The sequence below is a fragment of the Devosia sp. J2-20 genome (assembly GCF_055808475.1).
The window spans coordinates 2,666,663-2,682,664 of record NZ_CM147870.1 but is presented as its reverse complement, the minus strand read 5'-3'; the positions used below and the strand labels follow the sequence as shown (position 1 = coordinate 2,682,664).

14 protein-coding genes and 1 pseudogene are annotated in these 16,002 nt (G+C 62.2%); 14 read left to right on the top strand and 1 reads right to left on the bottom strand.

From position 1 onward, the window contains the following. Positions 1 to 112 precede the first annotated feature (112 nt). The 11 genes and pseudogenes from AC0L37_RS13065 to phnN all read left to right on the top strand — a co-directional run bounded on the left by AC0L37_RS13065 (position 113) and on the right by phnN (position 13,029). Positions 113 to 1,645 (top strand): acyl-CoA carboxylase subunit beta, encoded by a 1,533-nt coding sequence (locus AC0L37_RS13065; protein WP_282220879.1) that lies wholly within the window; start codon positions 113 to 115, stop codon positions 1,643 to 1,645. A gap of 181 nt (positions 1,646 to 1,826) precedes the next feature. Further along, positions 1,827 to 2,219, top strand: coding sequence for an endonuclease domain-containing protein (locus tag AC0L37_RS13060; RefSeq protein ID WP_473313073.1), 393 nt, complete (start codon positions 1,827 to 1,829; stop codon positions 2,217 to 2,219). A gap of 22 nt (positions 2,220 to 2,241) precedes the next feature. Further along, complete coding sequence (locus AC0L37_RS13055; RefSeq protein WP_282220881.1) at positions 2,242 to 4,221, top strand: acetyl-CoA carboxylase biotin carboxylase subunit; 1,980 nt, start codon at positions 2,242 to 2,244, stop codon at positions 4,219 to 4,221. A 137-nt stretch (positions 4,222 to 4,358) separates the two neighbouring features. Continuing rightward, positions 4,359 to 6,482: a methylmalonyl-CoA mutase gene (scpA, locus tag AC0L37_RS13050; RefSeq protein ID WP_282220882.1), complete on the top strand. Its 2,124-nt coding sequence runs from the start codon at positions 4,359 to 4,361 to the stop codon at positions 6,480 to 6,482. Further along, positions 6,479 to 6,889, top strand: coding sequence for a methylmalonyl-CoA epimerase (gene mce, locus AC0L37_RS13045; protein WP_282220883.1), 411 nt, complete (start codon positions 6,479 to 6,481; stop codon positions 6,887 to 6,889). The genes scpA and mce overlap by 4 nt, the downstream gene beginning before the upstream one ends. A 143-nt stretch (positions 6,890 to 7,032) precedes the next feature. Beyond that, positions 7,033 to 8,349 (top strand): sn-glycerol-3-phosphate ABC transporter substrate-binding protein UgpB, encoded by a 1,317-nt coding sequence (gene ugpB / locus AC0L37_RS13040; RefSeq protein WP_212658727.1) that lies wholly within the window; start codon positions 7,033 to 7,035, stop codon positions 8,347 to 8,349. 96 nt (positions 8,350 to 8,445) lie between these two features. Next, entirely contained in the window at positions 8,446 to 9,330 is an 885-nt protein-coding gene (gene ugpA / locus AC0L37_RS13035) for a sn-glycerol-3-phosphate ABC transporter permease UgpA (RefSeq protein WP_282220884.1), read from the top strand. 10 nt (positions 9,331 to 9,340) lie between these two features. Further along, on the top strand, positions 9,341 to 10,183 hold the full coding sequence (ugpE, locus tag AC0L37_RS13030; protein WP_212658725.1) for a sn-glycerol-3-phosphate ABC transporter permease UgpE: 843 nt from the start codon (positions 9,341 to 9,343) through the stop codon (positions 10,181 to 10,183). Between the two features lie 2 nt (positions 10,184 to 10,185). Continuing rightward, positions 10,186 to 11,235 (top strand): annotated as a pseudogene (locus AC0L37_RS13025) (sn-glycerol-3-phosphate import ATP-binding protein UgpC); the annotation flags it as partial. An 85-nt stretch (positions 11,236 to 11,320) separates the two neighbouring features. Beyond that, entirely contained in the window at positions 11,321 to 12,469 is a 1,149-nt protein-coding gene (locus AC0L37_RS13020) for an alpha-D-ribose 1-methylphosphonate 5-triphosphate diphosphatase (protein WP_282220885.1), read from the top strand. Continuing rightward, entirely contained in the window at positions 12,466 to 13,029 is a 564-nt protein-coding gene (gene phnN, locus AC0L37_RS13015; protein WP_282220886.1) for a phosphonate metabolism protein/1,5-bisphosphokinase (PRPP-forming) PhnN, read from the top strand. The genes AC0L37_RS13020 and phnN overlap by 4 nt, the downstream gene beginning before the upstream one ends. Here phnN and phnF read toward each other — a convergent pair. Continuing rightward, positions 13,026 to 13,751, bottom strand: coding sequence for a phosphonate metabolism transcriptional regulator PhnF (phnF, locus tag AC0L37_RS13010; protein WP_282220887.1), 726 nt, complete (start codon positions 13,749 to 13,751; stop codon positions 13,026 to 13,028). The genes phnN and phnF overlap by 4 nt on opposite strands. Positions 13,752 to 13,827: 76 nt before the next feature. Here phnF and phnG point away from each other — a divergent pair, with 76 nt between their 5' ends. The 3 genes from phnG to AC0L37_RS12995 are packed head-to-tail and all read left to right on the top strand — an operon-like array spanning position 13,828 to position 15,974. Further along, positions 13,828 to 14,283 (top strand): phosphonate C-P lyase system protein PhnG, encoded by a 456-nt coding sequence (phnG, locus tag AC0L37_RS13005; RefSeq protein ID WP_282220888.1) that lies wholly within the window; start codon positions 13,828 to 13,830, stop codon positions 14,281 to 14,283. 1 nt (position 14,284) lies between these two features. Beyond that, on the top strand, positions 14,285 to 14,884 hold the full coding sequence (phnH, locus tag AC0L37_RS13000; protein WP_282220889.1) for a phosphonate C-P lyase system protein PhnH: 600 nt from the start codon (positions 14,285 to 14,287) through the stop codon (positions 14,882 to 14,884). Position 14,885: 1 nt separating this feature from the next. After that, a complete protein-coding gene (locus tag AC0L37_RS12995; RefSeq protein WP_269368245.1) occupies positions 14,886 to 15,974 on the top strand; it encodes a carbon-phosphorus lyase complex subunit in 1,089 nt (362 codons plus the stop codon). Positions 15,975 to 16,002 lie beyond the last annotated feature (28 nt).

Sequence of the window (16,002 nt, the reverse complement as noted above, 5' to 3'; positions counted from 1 at the left end):
AATCCACAAAATTACAAATTCGATCTTGTGTGATTGTAACAGGCGCGCCCTTTGCTGTCTTGGGGGATCGGTCACAACGCGCTAGTCTCCCCCTCAGCAGGGAGACGAACGCATGCAGGATATCATCGCTCAACTTGAAACCAAGCGGGCCGAAGCGCGGGTCGGCGGTGGCCAGCGGCGCATCGATATCCAGCACGGCAAGGGCAAGCTGACCGCGCGTGAGCGGCTCGAAATCCTGCTCGATCCTGGCAGTTTTGAAGAATACGACATGTTCGTAACCCACCGGGCGACCGATTTCGGCATGGCCGAGACCATCATTCCCGGCGACGGCGTCGTCACCGGCTGGGGCAAAATTGATGGCCGCATGGTCTATGTCTTCAGCCAGGATTTTACCGTCTTCGGCGGCTCACTGAGCGAAACCCACGCCAAGAAAATCTGCAAGATCATGGATCTGGCCATGCAGAATGGCGCGCCGGTGATTGGTCTGAATGACTCTGGCGGCGCCCGCATTCAGGAGGGCGTGGCCTCGCTCGGTGGTTATGCCGATGTGTTCTGGCGTAATACCCAGGCCTCGGGCGCGGTGCCGCAGATTTCGGTGATCATGGGCCCCTGCGCTGGCGGTGCGGTCTATTCGCCCGCCATGACCGACTTCATCTACATGGTCAAAGACACCAGCTACATGTTCGTCACCGGCCCCGACGTGGTCAAGACGGTGACCAATGAGACCGTGACCCAGGAAGAGCTCGGCGGCGCCTCCACCCACACCAAAATCTCCTCGGTTGCCGATGCGGCGTTCGAGAACGACATCGAGACCCTGCTCGAAGTCCGCCGGCTTTACAGCTTCCTGCCGCTGGCGGCGGGCCAGAAGCCGCCGCGCCGGCCGACCCACGAGCCCATCGTGCGCGATGATCCGAGCCTGGACACCATCATCCCCGACAGCGCCAACAAGCCCTATGATATGCGCGAAGTGGTCGAAAAGATCGCCGATGAAGGCGATTTCCTCGAGCTGCAAAAGGACCATGCTGGCAATATCCTGATCGGCTTCATCCGCCTCGATGGTGAAACGGTCGGCGTCGTCGCCAACCAGCCGCTGGTGCTGGCCGGCTGCCTCGATATTAACGCCAGCAAGAAAGCGGCGCGCTTCATCCGCTTCTGCGACAGCTTTGAAATCCCCATCCTCACCCTGGTCGACGTGCCCGGCTTCCTGCCCGGCTTGGCCCAAGAATATGGCGGCATCATCAAGCACGGCGCCAAGCTGCTCTTCGCCTATGCCGAAGCCACGGTCCCACTGGTCACCGTCATCACGCGAAAAGCCTATGGCGGCGCCTATGACGTGATGGCGTCCAAGCACATCAAGGCCGATGTGAACTACGCCTGGCCGTCAGCGGAAATCGCGGTGATGGGCGCCAAGGGCGCCTCGGAAATCATCTATCGCTCCGAGCTGGGCGACAAGGACAAGATCGCCCAGCGCACCGCCGACTACGAAGCCCGCTTCGCCAACCCGTTTGTGGCCGCCGAACGCGGCTTCATCGACGACGTCATCATGCCCCACGGCACGCGGCGGCGGGTGATCCGGGCGTTTTCCACCCTGCGCAACAAGAGCGCGCAGGGGCCCAAGAAGAAGCACGACAATATTCCATTGTGAGGGGATGACGTTGGCCTTGCACCCCCACCCTTCTTCCCTCCCCACAAGGGGGAGGGAGATCCTCTCAATCAACTGTGCAACGATGCATGGCGGAGCAAGCGACGAACGCGTGATCGGACGCCACGCTTTCGGTTCTATCGTCTCCCTCCCCCTCGTGGGGAGGGATCAAGGGTGGGGGGCTATGAGCATTCAACGTGCGCGCAGTTTGCGGAAAACCATGCCGCCAGCAGAGGCCAGGCTTTGGAATGCCTTGCGGGAGCTCAAGCCGCTCGGCCACCATTTCCGCCGCCAGGTGCCGCTCGGTCCCTACTACGCGGACTTCGCTTCACACCGCGCCAAGCTGGTCATCGAAGTCGACGGCGATAGCCATCACACGGGACAGGCGCTGCTTCGTGATGCCGCACGCGATGCCTTCATCGCCGCTCAAGGCTATGACGTGCTGCGGATCAGCAATGACGATGTGCTGCACAATCTGGATGGCACTATGACCATGATCCTCGGCGTGCTGGCCGACACCCCCACCCTTGATCTCTCCCCACAAGGGGAGGGAGACGCAGAACCGATGGCCCCGTGAACAACAAAGGCGCTGGCGAAAAATGATCACCAAACTCCTCATCGCCAATCGGGGCGAAATCGCCTGCCGGGTTATCAAGACAGCCAAACGCATGGGCATTGCCACCGTGGCGGTCTATTCGGACGCCGACCGCGAAGCGCTGCATGTGCGCATGGCCGACGAGGCCGTTCATATTGGCCCGTCACCGGCCAAGGACTCGTACCTGCAGATCAACAAGATCATCGCGGCCTGCAAAACCACTGGCGCGCAGGCTGTGCATCCCGGCTATGGCTTCCTCTCGGAAAACCCCAAATTCGCCGAAGCCCTGCAAGCTGCCGGGATCATCTTCGTCGGCCCACCAGTCAAGGCCATCGAGGCCATGGGCGACAAGATCACCTCCAAGAAACTGGCCGCCGAAGCCGGTGTCTCCACCGTGCCCGGCCATATGGGGCTGATCGATGACGCCGAACACGCCGTCACCATCTCGAAGTCGGTCGGCTACCCGGTGATGATCAAGGCCAGTGCCGGCGGCGGCGGCAAGGGCATGCGCATCGCTTGGACCGACGCCGAGGCGCGCGAAGGTTTTGACCGCTCCAAGTCCGAAGCCGCGTCCTCGTTTGGCGATGACCGCATCTTCATCGAAAAATTCGTCACCGAGCCGCGCCACATCGAAATCCAGCTGATCGGCGATAGCCACGGCAATGTGCTCTATCTCAACGAGCGCGAATGCTCGATCCAGCGCCGCAACCAGAAGGTCATCGAAGAGGCGCCATCGCCCTTCCTCGACGAGGCCACCCGCAAGGCCATGGGCGAGCAGTCCGTCGCGCTGGCCAAGGCCGTTGGCTATCAGAGCGCCGGCACGGTCGAATTCATCGTCGACAAGGACAAGAAGTTCTATTTCCTTGAGATGAACACCCGCCTGCAGGTGGAGCACCCGGTGACCGAGCTGATCACCGGTCTCGATCTGGTCGAACTCATGCTGCGCGCCGCCAATGGCGAAAAGCTGCCGCTGCAGCAGGCCGACGTGCAGCGCAATGGCTGGGCCATTGAAAGCCGGCTCTACGCCGAAGACCCCTATCGCAACTTCCTGCCCTCCACGGGCCGCCTGACCAAATATCGTCCGCCGGTCGAAAGCGTGACAGGCGATCTGGTTGTCCGCAATGATACCGGCGTTTTCGAAGGCGGCGAAATCTCGACCTTTTACGATCCGATGATCGCCAAGCTGTGCACCTGGGCACCCACCCGCGGCGAAGCCATCGACGCCATGGCCGTGGCGCTGGACAGCTTTGAAGTCGAAGGCGTCGGCAATAATCTGCCCTTCCTCTCCACTGTCATGGAACAGACCCGCTTCCGCGAGGGGCGTCTGACCACCGGCTATATCGCCGAGGAATTCCCCGAGGGTTTCCACGGCGCCGAGCTCAGCGAGGAGCATGTCTTCGATATCGCCGCCGCTGCGGCCATGATGATGACCCGACGCGTGGCCCGCAATGGAGACACCGCGACCGCCCATCACTGGCATGTGCAACTGGGCGAGCAGGCATTGCCTGTCAGCATCAGTCCGGATGGCGACGGCTTTGTCGTCGACGCCGAATGGCGTAGTCAGGCCGCCCGTCTCGACTGGCGGCCCGGTTCGGGCCTGGCCCATGTCGACTGGTCCGATGGTCGCCGCGCCGTGCTCAAGGTCAACACCACCACTTCGGGCTTCCGCATCCGCTATCGCGGCGCGGACCTCAAGGTGCTGGTGCTCGCGCCCCATGTTGCGGCCCTGCTCAAGCACATGCCGATCAAGGTGCCGCCCGACATGAGCAAGTTCCTGCTCTGCCCCATGCCGGGGCAGGTGGTGCGCATCGATGTGGCCGAGGGGGATGTGGTCGAGGATGGCCAGACCCTGGCCATCGTTGAAGCCATGAAGATGGAAAACGTCCTCAAGGCCGAAAAGAAAGCCCGCATCAGCAAGGTCCACGCCGTTGCTGGCGAAGTGCTTGCCGTCGATCAGGTCATTCTCGAATTTGAGGCGGTGTGATGAGCCAATGCCCCCACCCTCATTCCCGCCCCACAAGGGGGAGGGATGCGCAGACGCCGAAAGTTCAATGGTGTGACGCGGGCCATGCCGCGTCGTCTCCCTCCCCTTGTGGGGCGGGAACAAGGGTGGGGGTTATGATGTCTGACCAGAAAACCAATTTCGCCCACTGGGCCAAACTCGCCCAGGCCGAACTCAAGGACACGCCGCTGGACTCGCTGAACCGCGACTATGGCGGCGTCCCCGTGCAGCCGGTCTATTTCGGCGAGGATGGCGAAGTGCCCGGTGCCGAGCCGTTCACCCGGGGCGTGCGCGCCACCATGTATGCCAACCGGCCCTGGACGATTAGGCAATATGCCGGCTTCTCGACCGCCAAGGAGTCCAATGCCTTTTACCGGCAGGCGCTGGAAAAGGGGCAGAAGGGGCTTTCGGTTGCCTTCGATCTGGCGACCCATCGCGGCTATGACAGCGATCACCCACGCGTGGTCGGCGATGTCGGCAAGGCTGGTGTGGCCATCGATAGTGTCGAGGACATGAAGATCCTGTTCGACGGCATCCCGCTCGATCAGATGAGCGTTTCCATGACCATGAATGGCGCGGTGATCCCCGTGCTGGCCATGTTCATCGTGGCGGCCGAAGAGCAGGGCGTCAGCCAGGACAAACTGCAGGGCACCATCCAGAACGATGTGCTCAAGGAGTTCATGGTCCGCAATACCTATATCTACCCGCCCGAACCCTCCATGCGCATTGTTGGCGACATCATCGCCCACACCGCCGAGCACATGCCCAAATTCAACTCGATCTCGATCTCGGGCTATCACATGCACGAGGCCGGGGCGACGGCGGTGCAGGAGCTGGCCTATACCCTGGCCGACGGCATGGAATATGTCCGCGCCGCGCAGGCGCGGGGGCTCGATATCGACAAATTCGCTGGCCGGCTGAGCTTCTTTTTCGGCATCGGCATGAACTTCTTCCTCGAAGTCAGCAAGCTGCGCGCCGCGCGCCAGCTCTGGAGCGAGATCATGACAGAGCTGGGCGCCAAGGACCCTCGAAGCAAGATGCTGCGCACCCATTGCCAGACCTCGGGCGTGTCGCTGACCGAGCAGGACCCGCACAACAATATCGTGCGCACCACCATCGAGGCGCTGGCCGCCACGCTGGGCGGCACCCAGAGCCTGCACACCAACAGCTTTGACGAAGCCATCGCGCTGCCCACCGAGTTCTCCAGCCGCATCGCCCGCAATACCCAGCTAATCCTGCAACATGAGAGCCGCATCACCGATGTGGTCGATCCGCTGGGCGGCTCCTACTATGTCGAGGCGCTGACCAGGGAACTGGCCGACGGCGCCAAGGCGCTGATCGGGGAATCCGAAGCCCAGGGTGGCATGACCAAGGCCGTCCAGAGTGGCGCGCCCAAGCTCGAAATCGAAAAAGCCGCCGCCCAGCGGCAGGCCCGTGTCGATCGCGGCGAGGATGTCATTGTCGGCGTCAACCGCTACCGGCTCGATGTCGAGGATGCCCTTGAGGTGCGCGATATCGACAATGCCAAGGTACGCGCCGAACAGATCGCCCTGCTGCAGCGCGTCCGCGCCAGCCGCGACGAGGCCAAATGCCAGTCCATGCTCGCCGCCCTGCGCGAATATGCGGCCATGGATGAGGGCAATCTGCTCGACGCGGCCATTGCTGCCGCCCGCGCCCGCGCCACTTTGGGCGAAATCAGCCAGGCCATGGAAGATGTCTTCGGTCGCCACGCCGCCATCACCCGCGTCATCTCGGGCGTCTATGCCGATGGTTATGGCGATGATCCCGAATTCGCCGCCATTGCCGGGCGCATCGACAGTTTCAGGAAAAGCCGGGGCAGGGCGCCGTCCATCTTTATCGCCAAGATGGGCCAGGACGGCCATGATCGCGGCGCCAAGGTGATCGCCAGCGCCTTCGCCGATCTCGGCTTTGATGTCCATATGGGCGATCTGTTCGAGACCGCTTCCGAAGTCGCCGCCCATGTCGGAGAACTCAAGGTCGACGCCGTGGGTGTCTCCTCGCTCGCAGCAGGCCACAAGACCCTGGTGCCCGAACTGATCGCGGCGCTCAAGGATCGCGAACTGGGTGAAGTCACCGTCATTGTTGGCGGCGTCATTCCTGAGCAGGATTACGACTTCCTGCTCGATAGTGGTGTGGCCGCCATCTTTGGTCCCGGCACCAACGTGCTCAGTGCAGCCTTTTCGGTGCTCAGCCAGATCGAGGGAAGGCTCTCCAACCAATGATCGGTCGCCTCAACCACATCGCCATCGCTGTCCCCGATCTGGCCGCGGCTTCCGCCAAATACCGCGACCTGCTTGGCGCCAAGGTCGGCCAGCCGCAGGCGCTGCCCGGTCATGGTGTCACGGTGGTGTTCGTCGACACTGGCAACACCAAGGTGGAACTGCTCGAGCCGCTCGGCGAAGCTTCGCCCATCGCCGCTTTTCTGGCCAAGAACCCGGCGGGCGGCATGCACCATATCTGCTTTGAGGTCCCCGACATCGCCGCCGCTGCCGCCACCCTGACCCAAGGCGGTGCGCGGGTGCTGGGCGATGGCACGCCGAAAACTGGTGCCCATGGCAACCCGGTGCTGTTCCTGCACCCCAAGGACTTTGACGGCACGCTGATCGAACTCGAGCAAGTGCCGGCCTGAGCAAGTCTGTGCGCTGTCACGCAAGCGTCACAGCTTCGTCACCCAACCGATAAGTACCATTGTTAGGCAGCCCTCGCTCGCATCAGACGAGCCAGTGAGGGCGCCCGTCCTGCTGATATTTTCCGTCATGTAGGAGAGACCTTATGGTTCGCCTTTCCCTTGCCGCACTCGCACTCGCCCTGACCTCCACCACCGCCTTCGCACAGACCGAAGTGAGCTGGTGGCACGCCATGGGCGGCGAACTGGGCGAAAAGCTCGAAGAAATTGTCGCCACCTATAATGATAGCCAGTCCGACTATCACGTGACCCCGGTCTATAAGGGCTCCTATACCGAGACCATGACCGCTGCCATCGCCGCCTTCCGCGCCGGCGAACAGCCAGACATCGTCCAGGTGTTTGAAGTGGGCACCGGCACCATGATGGCCGCCCAAGGCGCCGTTTACCCGGTCTATCAGCTGATGGCTGATATGGGCGCCGATTTCGATCAGTCCGGCTTTCTGCCCGCCGTTGTCGGCTACTACACCGACACCCAGGGCAATATGCTCTCGATGCCGTTCAACTCCTCGACCCCGATCCTGTACTACAACAAAGACGTGTTCGAAGCCGCAGGTCTTGACCGCGACGTGCCACCCAAGACCTGGGAAGAACTCGAAGCTTTCTCGCACCAGATTATGGAATCGGGCGCTGCCACATGTGGCTTCAGCTCGGGCTGGATTTCCTGGGTGCAGCTTGAGAATTTCTCGGCCTGGCACAATCTGCAGATCGGCACTGAAGAGAACGGTTTTGCAGGTCTCAATACCGAGTTGACCATGAATGGCCCGGATCAGGCCAAGCACTGGGCAAACCTGAAGAAGTGGCAGGATGAAGGCCTGTTCCAGTACGGCGGCCCTGGCGGCGGTGCTGATGCCCCGGCCAAGTTCTACACCCAGGAATGTGCCATCTACATGAACTCCTCGGCCTCGCGTGCCGGCGTGATCAACAATGCTGCTGACTTCGAAGTTGGCTACGGCATGCTGCCCTATTATGAGGGTGTCGAAGGCGCACCACAGAACTCGATCATCGGCGGCGCGACCCTGTGGGTGCTGCAGGGCCATGACGAAGCCGAATACAAGGGCGTTGCTGACTTCTTCAGCTACCTCTCCTCGGCTGAAGTTCAGGCCGACTGGCACCAGTTTTCGGGCTACCTGCCAATCACCCAGGCTGCCTATGAACTGGGCCAGCAGCAGGGCTATTACGCCGCCAATCCCGGTTCCGACGTCGCCATCAAGCAGATCACGCTGAACGCTCCCACGGTCAACTCCAAGGGTCTGCGCTTCGGCAATTACACCCAGATCCGCGACGTGATCGATCAGGAATTCCAGGCGCTGCTGGCAGGTGACAAGACCGCCCAGGAAGCTCTGGACGCGCTGGTAAGCCGCGGCAACGAGATGCTGCGTGATTTCGAAGCCACCAATAACTAGGCCTCACCTCCCGGGCAGGGGCGGCCATGGTCGCCCCTGTTTCCTTGCCACTTCTCGGCCGAGGTCCATCCCCGGCAGACTTCAGCGGACCCGGTCATGGATACCAAGCGCACCACCTTTCCCAGCATGGCATTGCCCTATTTCCTAGTGGCGCCGCAGCTCATCATCACCTTGATCTTCTTCATCTGGCCCGCAGGGCAGGCGGTGAAGTCATCATTCGAGCGCGAAGATCCGTTTGGGCTTTCCACCAATTTTGTCGGCCTGCTGCACTATGGCCGTCTGTTTGCCGACCCTGACTATCTCGCCGCAATCGGCCGTACGGCGCTGTTCGCGCTGGCCGTGACCATCATTTCGATGGGGTTGGCCTTGATCCTGGCGGTCTGCGTCAATCGGCTGATCCGCAGCGGCACGGCCTATTCCACCATGCTGTTGTGGCCCTATGCGGTCTCGCCCGTTGTGGCGGGCATATTGTGGTGGTTCATTTTCAATTCCAGCACCGGCATTCTGCCCTATCTGCTGGCCTATTTCGGCATTGACTGGGACCATCAGCTCAACGGCACTCAGGCGATGATCCTGATCATCATCGCGGCCAGCTGGAAGCAGATATCCTACAACTTCCTGTTCTTTCTGGCGGGGCTGCAATCGGTGCCCCAATCGCTCAGCGAAGCGGCCGCCATCGACAGTGCCGGACCCTGGAAACGCTTCTGGACCATTGTCTTTCCGCTGGTCTCGCCGACCACCTTCTTTCTGATGATCGTCAACCTCAACTACACCATGTTCGACACCTTCGGCATCGTCGATGCCACCACCGCTGGCGGGCCCAATCAGGCCACCAACATCCTTGTCTACAAGGTTTATTCGGACGGCTATATCGGCCTCAATATCGGCTCGTCCTCCGCCCAGTCGGTCATTTTGATGATGTTCGTCATCGGCCTCACCATCATCCAGTTCCGCTTCGTGGAACGCCGGGTGCAATACTAGGAGCACGGCCATGGTCGAAAATCGTCCCTTCCTGACTGTCCTGACCCACCTGTTCCTGATCGCCGGGGTAATCGTGGTGATCTTTCCGGTCTATATCGCGGTGGTCGCGGCCACCCATGGTCCGTTGGCCCTATCCTCGGGGGCCATGCCCATGCTCCCCGGTAGCGAGCTGATCAACAACATCATGCAGGTGCTGACCGAGACCCGTCGCGGTGTCGCGCCGTTCTGGCTGATGGCGTGGAACTCGCTGATGATGGCGGTGCTGATCACCGTCGGCAAAATCGCCATTTCGATCATCTCGGCCTATGCCATCGTCTATTTCCGGTTTCCCGGCCGCCTGCTGGTGTTCTGGCTGATCTTCATCACCCTGATGCTGCCTGTCGAAGTGCGCATCATTCCTACCTTCAAGGTGGTGGCTGATCTGGGCCTGCTCAATTCCTATGCTGGCCTCACCATTCCGCTGATCGCCTCGGCCACAGCGACCTTCCTGTTCCGCCAGTTCTTCATGACCATTCCTGACGAGCTGATGGAAGCGGCACGTGTCGACGGTGCGGGGCCCATGAAGTTCTTCCGCGATATCCTGCTGCCGCTCAGCCGCACCAATATCGCGGCGCTTTGCGTCATCCTCTTCATCTATGGCTGGATGCAGTATCTCTGGCCGCTGCTCGTCACCACCGATCCCAAATACTACACGCTGATGATGGGCGTGAAGCGCATGGCGACCGTGGCTGACAGCGACCCGCAATGGAACATCATCATGGCCGCTGTCGTGCTGGCCATGCTGCCCCCCGTCCTCATCGTCATTTTCATGCAGCGCCTGTTCGTCAAGGGCCTGGTCGAAACGGAGAAATAGTCATGGCAAGCATCGACCTGACCGGCGTCAAGAAAACCTATCCCGGCGGCGTGGCCGTAGTGCACGGCATCGACCTGCAGATTGCCGATGGCGAACTGGTCGTGTTGGTGGGCCCCTCGGGCTGCGGCAAGTCCACCCTGCTGCGCATGATTGCGGGGCTCGAAACCATCACCGAAGGGGAGATTTCCATCGATGGTGATGTGGTCAATCGCAAGGAGCCCGCCGAGCGCGACATCGCCATGGTGTTCCAGAACTATGCGCTCTATCCGCATATGAGCGTGCGCGGTAATCTGGAATACGGGTTGAAGAACCGGGGTACCCCGCGCGCCGAGATTGACGCCCGCGTGGCCGAGGCGGCGCGCATTCTCGAGATCACGCCTTTCCTTGATCGCAAGCCGCGCCAGCTCTCTGGCGGCCAGCGCCAGCGCGTGGCCATGGGTCGCGCCATTGTCCGCAAGCCCAAGGCGTTCCTGTTCGATGAGCCGTTGAGCAATCTCGATGCCAAGCTGCGTGGACAGATGCGCATTGAAATTCGCCGCCTGCAGCGCGCGCTCAAGACCACCAGTGTTTACGTTACCCACGATCAGCTTGAAGCCATGACCCTGGCCGACCGGCTGGTGGTGATGAATGCCGGCCGCATCGAGCAGGTCGGCAAGCCCATCGAACTCTATGACCGCCCAGCCTCGTTGTTTGTCGCGGGCTTTATCGGCTCGCCGCCAATGAACCTGATGCCCATGGAGCAGGTCCAGGCGCTTGCCGGCATTCATGTCCCAACCGATCTGCCCCAGGGCACCGACATTGTCGGCGTGCGTCCCGATGCCGTGCGGCTGGGCAAGGCCGGAGCAGGGGAGATGGGGCTGAGTGGTACGGTCGAGCTGATCGAACCGGTGGGGGGCGAGAGCCATCTCTATTTGCGGGTCGAAGGGCTGGATCAGGCGGTAATCGTTGTGGCTCAGGGGCGCTCTGAGCTATCAGAAGGTGCGCGCCTTGATCTGACGCTGCCGCGCGCTGGCCTGCATCCCTTCAACAGTGCCACCGGCCGCCGGCTCGATGATGGCGCTGCCGTCCCTGATCGTCAGCCAGCGCCGTTGCCCGATGCCATCAACTCGTTTGCCACGCCAGCAGGATAAGCCGCTCATGAACAATATCGCACTCGGGGAGCTTGTCCTCACCAATGCCCGGATCGTTCTGGCCAATGAAACCATCGAGGGCTCGGTGCGGGTCGATGGTGGTGTCATCACCGATATCGGCACGCCCGTCCGCAAGGGCATTGATCTTGATGGCGATTACCTGATCCCCGGCCTGGTGGAACTGCACACCGATCATCTCGAAACCCACTATGCGCCGCGCCCCAAGGTGCGCTGGAACCCGGTAGCAGCCGTGCAGGCCCATGATGCCCAGATCGCCGCCTCCGGTATCACCACCGTGCTTGACGCCATCCGTGTCGGGCTCGACGAGAATTCGGACATGGGCGCTGTTGAAATGAAGACCCTTACCGGTGCCATTGCGGCGGGCACCAAGGCGGGGCGACTGCGCGCCGAGCACCACATCCATCTGCGTTGCGAAGTCTCCGCGCCTGACTGCCTGGAGAGCTTCAACCTGCTCAAGGATGATCCGCAGGTGCGTCTGGTGTCCCTGATGGACCACGCCCCCGGCCAGCGTCAGTTCGCCAGCATGGACGCCTACAAGACCTACTACCAGGGCAAGCTTAAGCTCAGCGATGCCGAGCTCGACGACTTTACCCGCCGTCGCAATATCGAATCCGATAGCTTTGCCGGGCCACATCGCCGGGCCATCGCCCAGGCCTGCAGGGCGCTCGGCATCGTGCTGGCCAGCCATGATGATGCCACCCGCGACCATGTTGAGGAGGCTGTGGCGCTGGGCATTGATGTCGCCGAATTCCCCACCACCATGGAAGCCGCCAAGGCATCACGTCAGGCAGGCATGGCCATCCTGATGGGCGGACCCAATGTGGTGCGCGGCGGATCTCATTCCGGCAATGTATCGGCGCGGGCGCTGGCCGAAGCCGATCTGCTCGATATCCTGTCGTCGGACTACATTCCTTTCTCTATGCTACAGTCTGCATTCTCGCTCGCCGAGAACGTTGAGGGGATAAGTTTGGCCAAGGCCGTGCAATTGGTGACCAAGCGTCCCGCAGAAGCTGCCGGTTTCCGCGACCGGGGCGAGATTGTCACAGGCAAGCGTGCCGACTTCGTTCATCTGCGTGCCGAGGACGGTATCCCCATCGTGCTGACCGTGTATCGTGAAGGCCGTCGCGTCATATGAGTGGGACTTTTGTCGCCGTTGTCGGCCCCAGTGGCGCAGGCAAGGACAGCCTGATGAACTTCGCCCGCGAGCGGCTTGAGCCGAGCGGCCTGATCCATGTCGTGCGTCGCGTTGTGACGCGTCAGGCCGATGGCGATAGCGAAGACCATGACAGCCTTGATGAGGCCGCCTTTGCACAGGCTGAACGCGATGGTGCCTTTGCGCTGACCTGGGGTGCCCATGGCCTGCGCTATGGCCTGCCCATCGGGCTCGAGGACGATCTGAGCGCCGGTCGGATCGTGGTGGCCAATCTCTCGCGCGCGATGATCCCGCAACTGATCGAGCGCTATGCCGATGCTGTGGTAGTGGCGGTGTCTGCCGAGCGTGAGGTTATCGAACAACGTCTGGCCGATCGCGGGCGCGAGACGGCGCAATCGATCCAGAACCGTATGGAACGCCGGGTCAGCGACCGCCTGCCAGCAAGCACCATCCGGATCGACAATTCCGGCACGCTGGAGGTCGCAGGCATGCAGTTCGTGGCGCTGCTCGAGGATCTGGCCCGGCAGGCCAGACGCGCCTAGACCACAAGTTCCATACGCTCAGCCGGAAACCGACTCAGGGCATAGGAGATGGGATGACCCTCTGCATCCTCGTCAACGGCCTCTGACACCAGCACGATGGCCCCGGCCGACAGCGCCAGCAGCTTTGTTTCCTCGACATCGGCATGGCGTGCCGAAATGCGGGTCGAGGCACGCGCATAGTCGGCAATCCCATAGCTGGCAAAGGTCGCCGTGAACGAGGTCATCTCGATGATGCGCTGGCCGAAGTCGGCAAACTGGCGATAGGCCAGCCAGGTGGTGCTGCGCGACAGCGGGCGGCCATCGGCCGATGATAGCCCTTCGATCCGCACGACCTTGGCGCCTGCGGGAATGGCCAGTGCGCGGGCGATACTGGCTGTGGCATTCTCGATTTTGTCGCCTAGATGCTGGGTGGACAGGCTCCGGGCCTGACCGGCCAGACCTTCGGAAAACCGGGTACGGCGGCCAATCGGATAGCTCAGTCGTCGCGCGCTGCGCACAAAGGTGCCGCGCCCCTGCTCGGCGGCCACAACCCCTTCATCAGCCAGAACAGCCAGCGCCCGGCGCACGGTATGACGATTGGCAGAAAAGCGAGCGGCCAGCGCCGCTTCCGTTGGCAGCCTGTCGCCCGCCGCCAGCTTGCCGCCGACAATGTCGAGCCGGATCGCATCGGCGATGCGTCGCCACAGCGCGACCCCGCCCAGAGCACTTTTCTGATCTGTCATTGCACTTTCACACAGAACGCCTAAGACCGGAATGAGGACACTAGTTGTCTAGTAGATTAGACAAATCGAGGCAAGCATGCAAACCGCAACGAGCAGCGATCAGGCCCGGCGCAAGGCAGCGCTCGATACGCTGGCCAGCGCGCCGGCCCGCGAACTGGCCGCCGTCTGGGACGCCTGGACCGACAAGCCCGACTTCACCCCCATTCGCGGACCCGAGGTCGGGCTCGTCATGGTGCGCGGTCGGGCCGGTGGTGGCGGCGCCCCCTTCAATATGGGCGAAGCCAGTGTCAGCCGGGCCAGCGTCCGCATTCTAACCGGTCAGATAGGGCACGGGTATTGTTTGGGGCGCGATCTGGCCAAGGCACAGGCCATCGCGGTGATCGACGCGCTCTGGCAGACCCGGCCTGAGGCGGTAGAGGCGCAGATTATCGCGCCATTGCAACAGCTTGCGCAGCAAAACGACGCCGTGCGGCGCGGCGAAGCGGCGGCAACCAAGGTCGACTTTTTCACCATGGTGCGAGGGGATAACTGAAATGGACACGCTGCTTGAAGGCGGATTTGCCGATCCAGTGCTGCAATCGGGGGCTGCGTTCCGCGCCGTGATGGCTGCGCTGGCCAACCCCGGAACAGTGCAAGACCTGGTCACACCTGCACCCATTTCTGACAGCATGTCGGCCGAATTGGTGAGCGTACTGCTCACACTGAGCGATCACGACAGCCCCATTTGGCTCGATGACGTGCTGCGCGCCGACACGGCCGTTCTGGAGTTCGTGGCGTTTCATGCTGGCGCGCCACTGGTGAGCGACCCGCAAAAGGCGGTCTTCGCCATTGCTGGCGAAGCAACACGTTTGCCCGCCTTGGACCAGTTCAATCTGGGTACCCAGGAATACCCTGATCGTTCGACCACCATCGTGCTCGCCGTGCCAGCGCTGCATGGTGGCGCGGCGCTGACCCTGCGCGGCCCGGGCATCAAGGACACCCTCCATATTAGCCCGCTTGGCCTGCCCGAGGATTTCCGTGCGCAATGGGCCGCCAATCGGGCGTTGTTCCCGCGCGGCATCGATCTGCTGCTGGTGGCCGATGGGCAGGTCATGGGCCTGCCGCGCTCCACCCGCATTGTGGAAGGAAGCTGAGATGTATGTAGCCGTAAAGGGCGGTGAGGCCGCCATTGCCAACGCCCATGCACTGCTGGCCGATCGCCGCCGCGGCGACCGTTCCGTGCCCGGCCTGCGCCTCGACCAGATTGTCGAGCAATTGGGGCTGGCCGTCGACCGCGCCATGGGCGAGGGCTCGCTCTATGATACCGAGCTGGCGGCGCTGGCGCTGCTGCAGGCTCGTGGCGATCTGATCGAGGCGATCTTTCTGGTGCGCGCCTATCGCACCACCTTGCCGCGCTTTGGCTATTCCCGGCCCATCGAGACGGGGCAGATGCTGATCGAAAGACGCATCTCGGCCACCTTCAAGGACCTGCCTGGTGGGCAGATGCTGGGCCCAACCTTTGATTACACCCATCGCCTGCTCGATCCATCAATTGTCGATGGCGATGTGCCAGCCCCGATCCTGCGCGAGGAAGCCCCTGTCGCTGCGCCGCGCGTTACCGACTTGCTGGGGCGTCAGGGGCTGATGGAGCCCGATGGCGAAACCGATCCGGATCGCCCGGTGGGCGATCTGACCCGCGAGCCGCTGGACTTCCCGCTCGACCGTGACTTGCGCCTACAGGCTCTGGCGCGTGGCGATGAGGGTTTCCTGCTGGCACTGGCCTATTCCACCCAGCGCGGCTATGGCCGCAGCCATCCTTTCGTCGGCGAGATCCGCATCGGCGAGGTCGACGTCGAATTTGACGTTCCCGAGCTGGGTTTTGCCGTCAATCTGGGCCGCATCCGCGTCACCGAATGCCAGATGGTCAACCAGTTCAAGGGGTCGGCCAAGCTGCCGCCGCAGTTCACGCGCGGTTATGGCCTGGTATTCGGGCAGGCTGAACGCAAGGCCATGGCCATGTCGCTGGTGGATCGCGCGCTGCGGGCGCGTGAATTTGGCGAGGACATTGTCGCCCCTGCCCAGGACGAGGAATTCGTCATTGCCCATTCCGACAATGTGCAGGCCACCGGCTTCGTGGAACACCTCAAACTGCCGCACTACGTCGATTTCCAGGCCGAGCTCGACCTGATCCGCCGCATGCGGGCAGAACATGAAACGGCAGGGATCAGGGAGGCGGCAGAATGATGCCCGGTTTTCTGTGCCTGTGGCCCCA

Excerpts from the sequence above, each read along its gene's own strand:
- AC0L37_RS13065 (WP_282220879.1), top strand. The coding sequence starts at position 113 with ATGCAGGATATCATCGCTCAACTTGAAACCAAGCGGGCCGAAGCGCGG.
- AC0L37_RS13060 (WP_473313073.1), top strand. The coding sequence starts at position 1,827 with ATGAGCATTCAACGTGCGCGCAGTTTGCGGAAAACCATGCCGCCAGCA.
- AC0L37_RS13055 (WP_282220881.1), top strand. The coding sequence starts at position 2,242 with ATGATCACCAAACTCCTCATCGCCAATCGGGGCGAAATCGCCTGCCGG.
- scpA (WP_282220882.1), top strand. The coding sequence starts at position 4,359 with ATGTCTGACCAGAAAACCAATTTCGCCCACTGGGCCAAACTCGCCCAG.
- mce (WP_282220883.1), top strand. The coding sequence starts at position 6,479 with ATGATCGGTCGCCTCAACCACATCGCCATCGCTGTCCCCGATCTGGCC.
- ugpB (WP_212658727.1), top strand. The coding sequence starts at position 7,033 with ATGGTTCGCCTTTCCCTTGCCGCACTCGCACTCGCCCTGACCTCCACC.
- ugpA (WP_282220884.1), top strand. The coding sequence starts at position 8,446 with ATGGATACCAAGCGCACCACCTTTCCCAGCATGGCATTGCCCTATTTC.
- ugpE (WP_212658725.1), top strand. The coding sequence starts at position 9,341 with ATGGTCGAAAATCGTCCCTTCCTGACTGTCCTGACCCACCTGTTCCTG.
- AC0L37_RS13020 (WP_282220885.1), top strand. The coding sequence starts at position 11,321 with ATGAACAATATCGCACTCGGGGAGCTTGTCCTCACCAATGCCCGGATC.
- phnN (WP_282220886.1), top strand. The coding sequence starts at position 12,466 with ATGAGTGGGACTTTTGTCGCCGTTGTCGGCCCCAGTGGCGCAGGCAAG.
- phnF (WP_282220887.1), bottom strand. The coding sequence starts at position 13,751 with ATGACAGATCAGAAAAGTGCTCTGGGCGGGGTCGCGCTGTGGCGACGC.
- phnG (WP_282220888.1), top strand. The coding sequence starts at position 13,828 with ATGCAAACCGCAACGAGCAGCGATCAGGCCCGGCGCAAGGCAGCGCTC.
- phnH (WP_282220889.1), top strand. The coding sequence starts at position 14,285 with ATGGACACGCTGCTTGAAGGCGGATTTGCCGATCCAGTGCTGCAATCG.
- AC0L37_RS12995 (WP_269368245.1), top strand. The coding sequence starts at position 14,886 with ATGTATGTAGCCGTAAAGGGCGGTGAGGCCGCCATTGCCAACGCCCAT.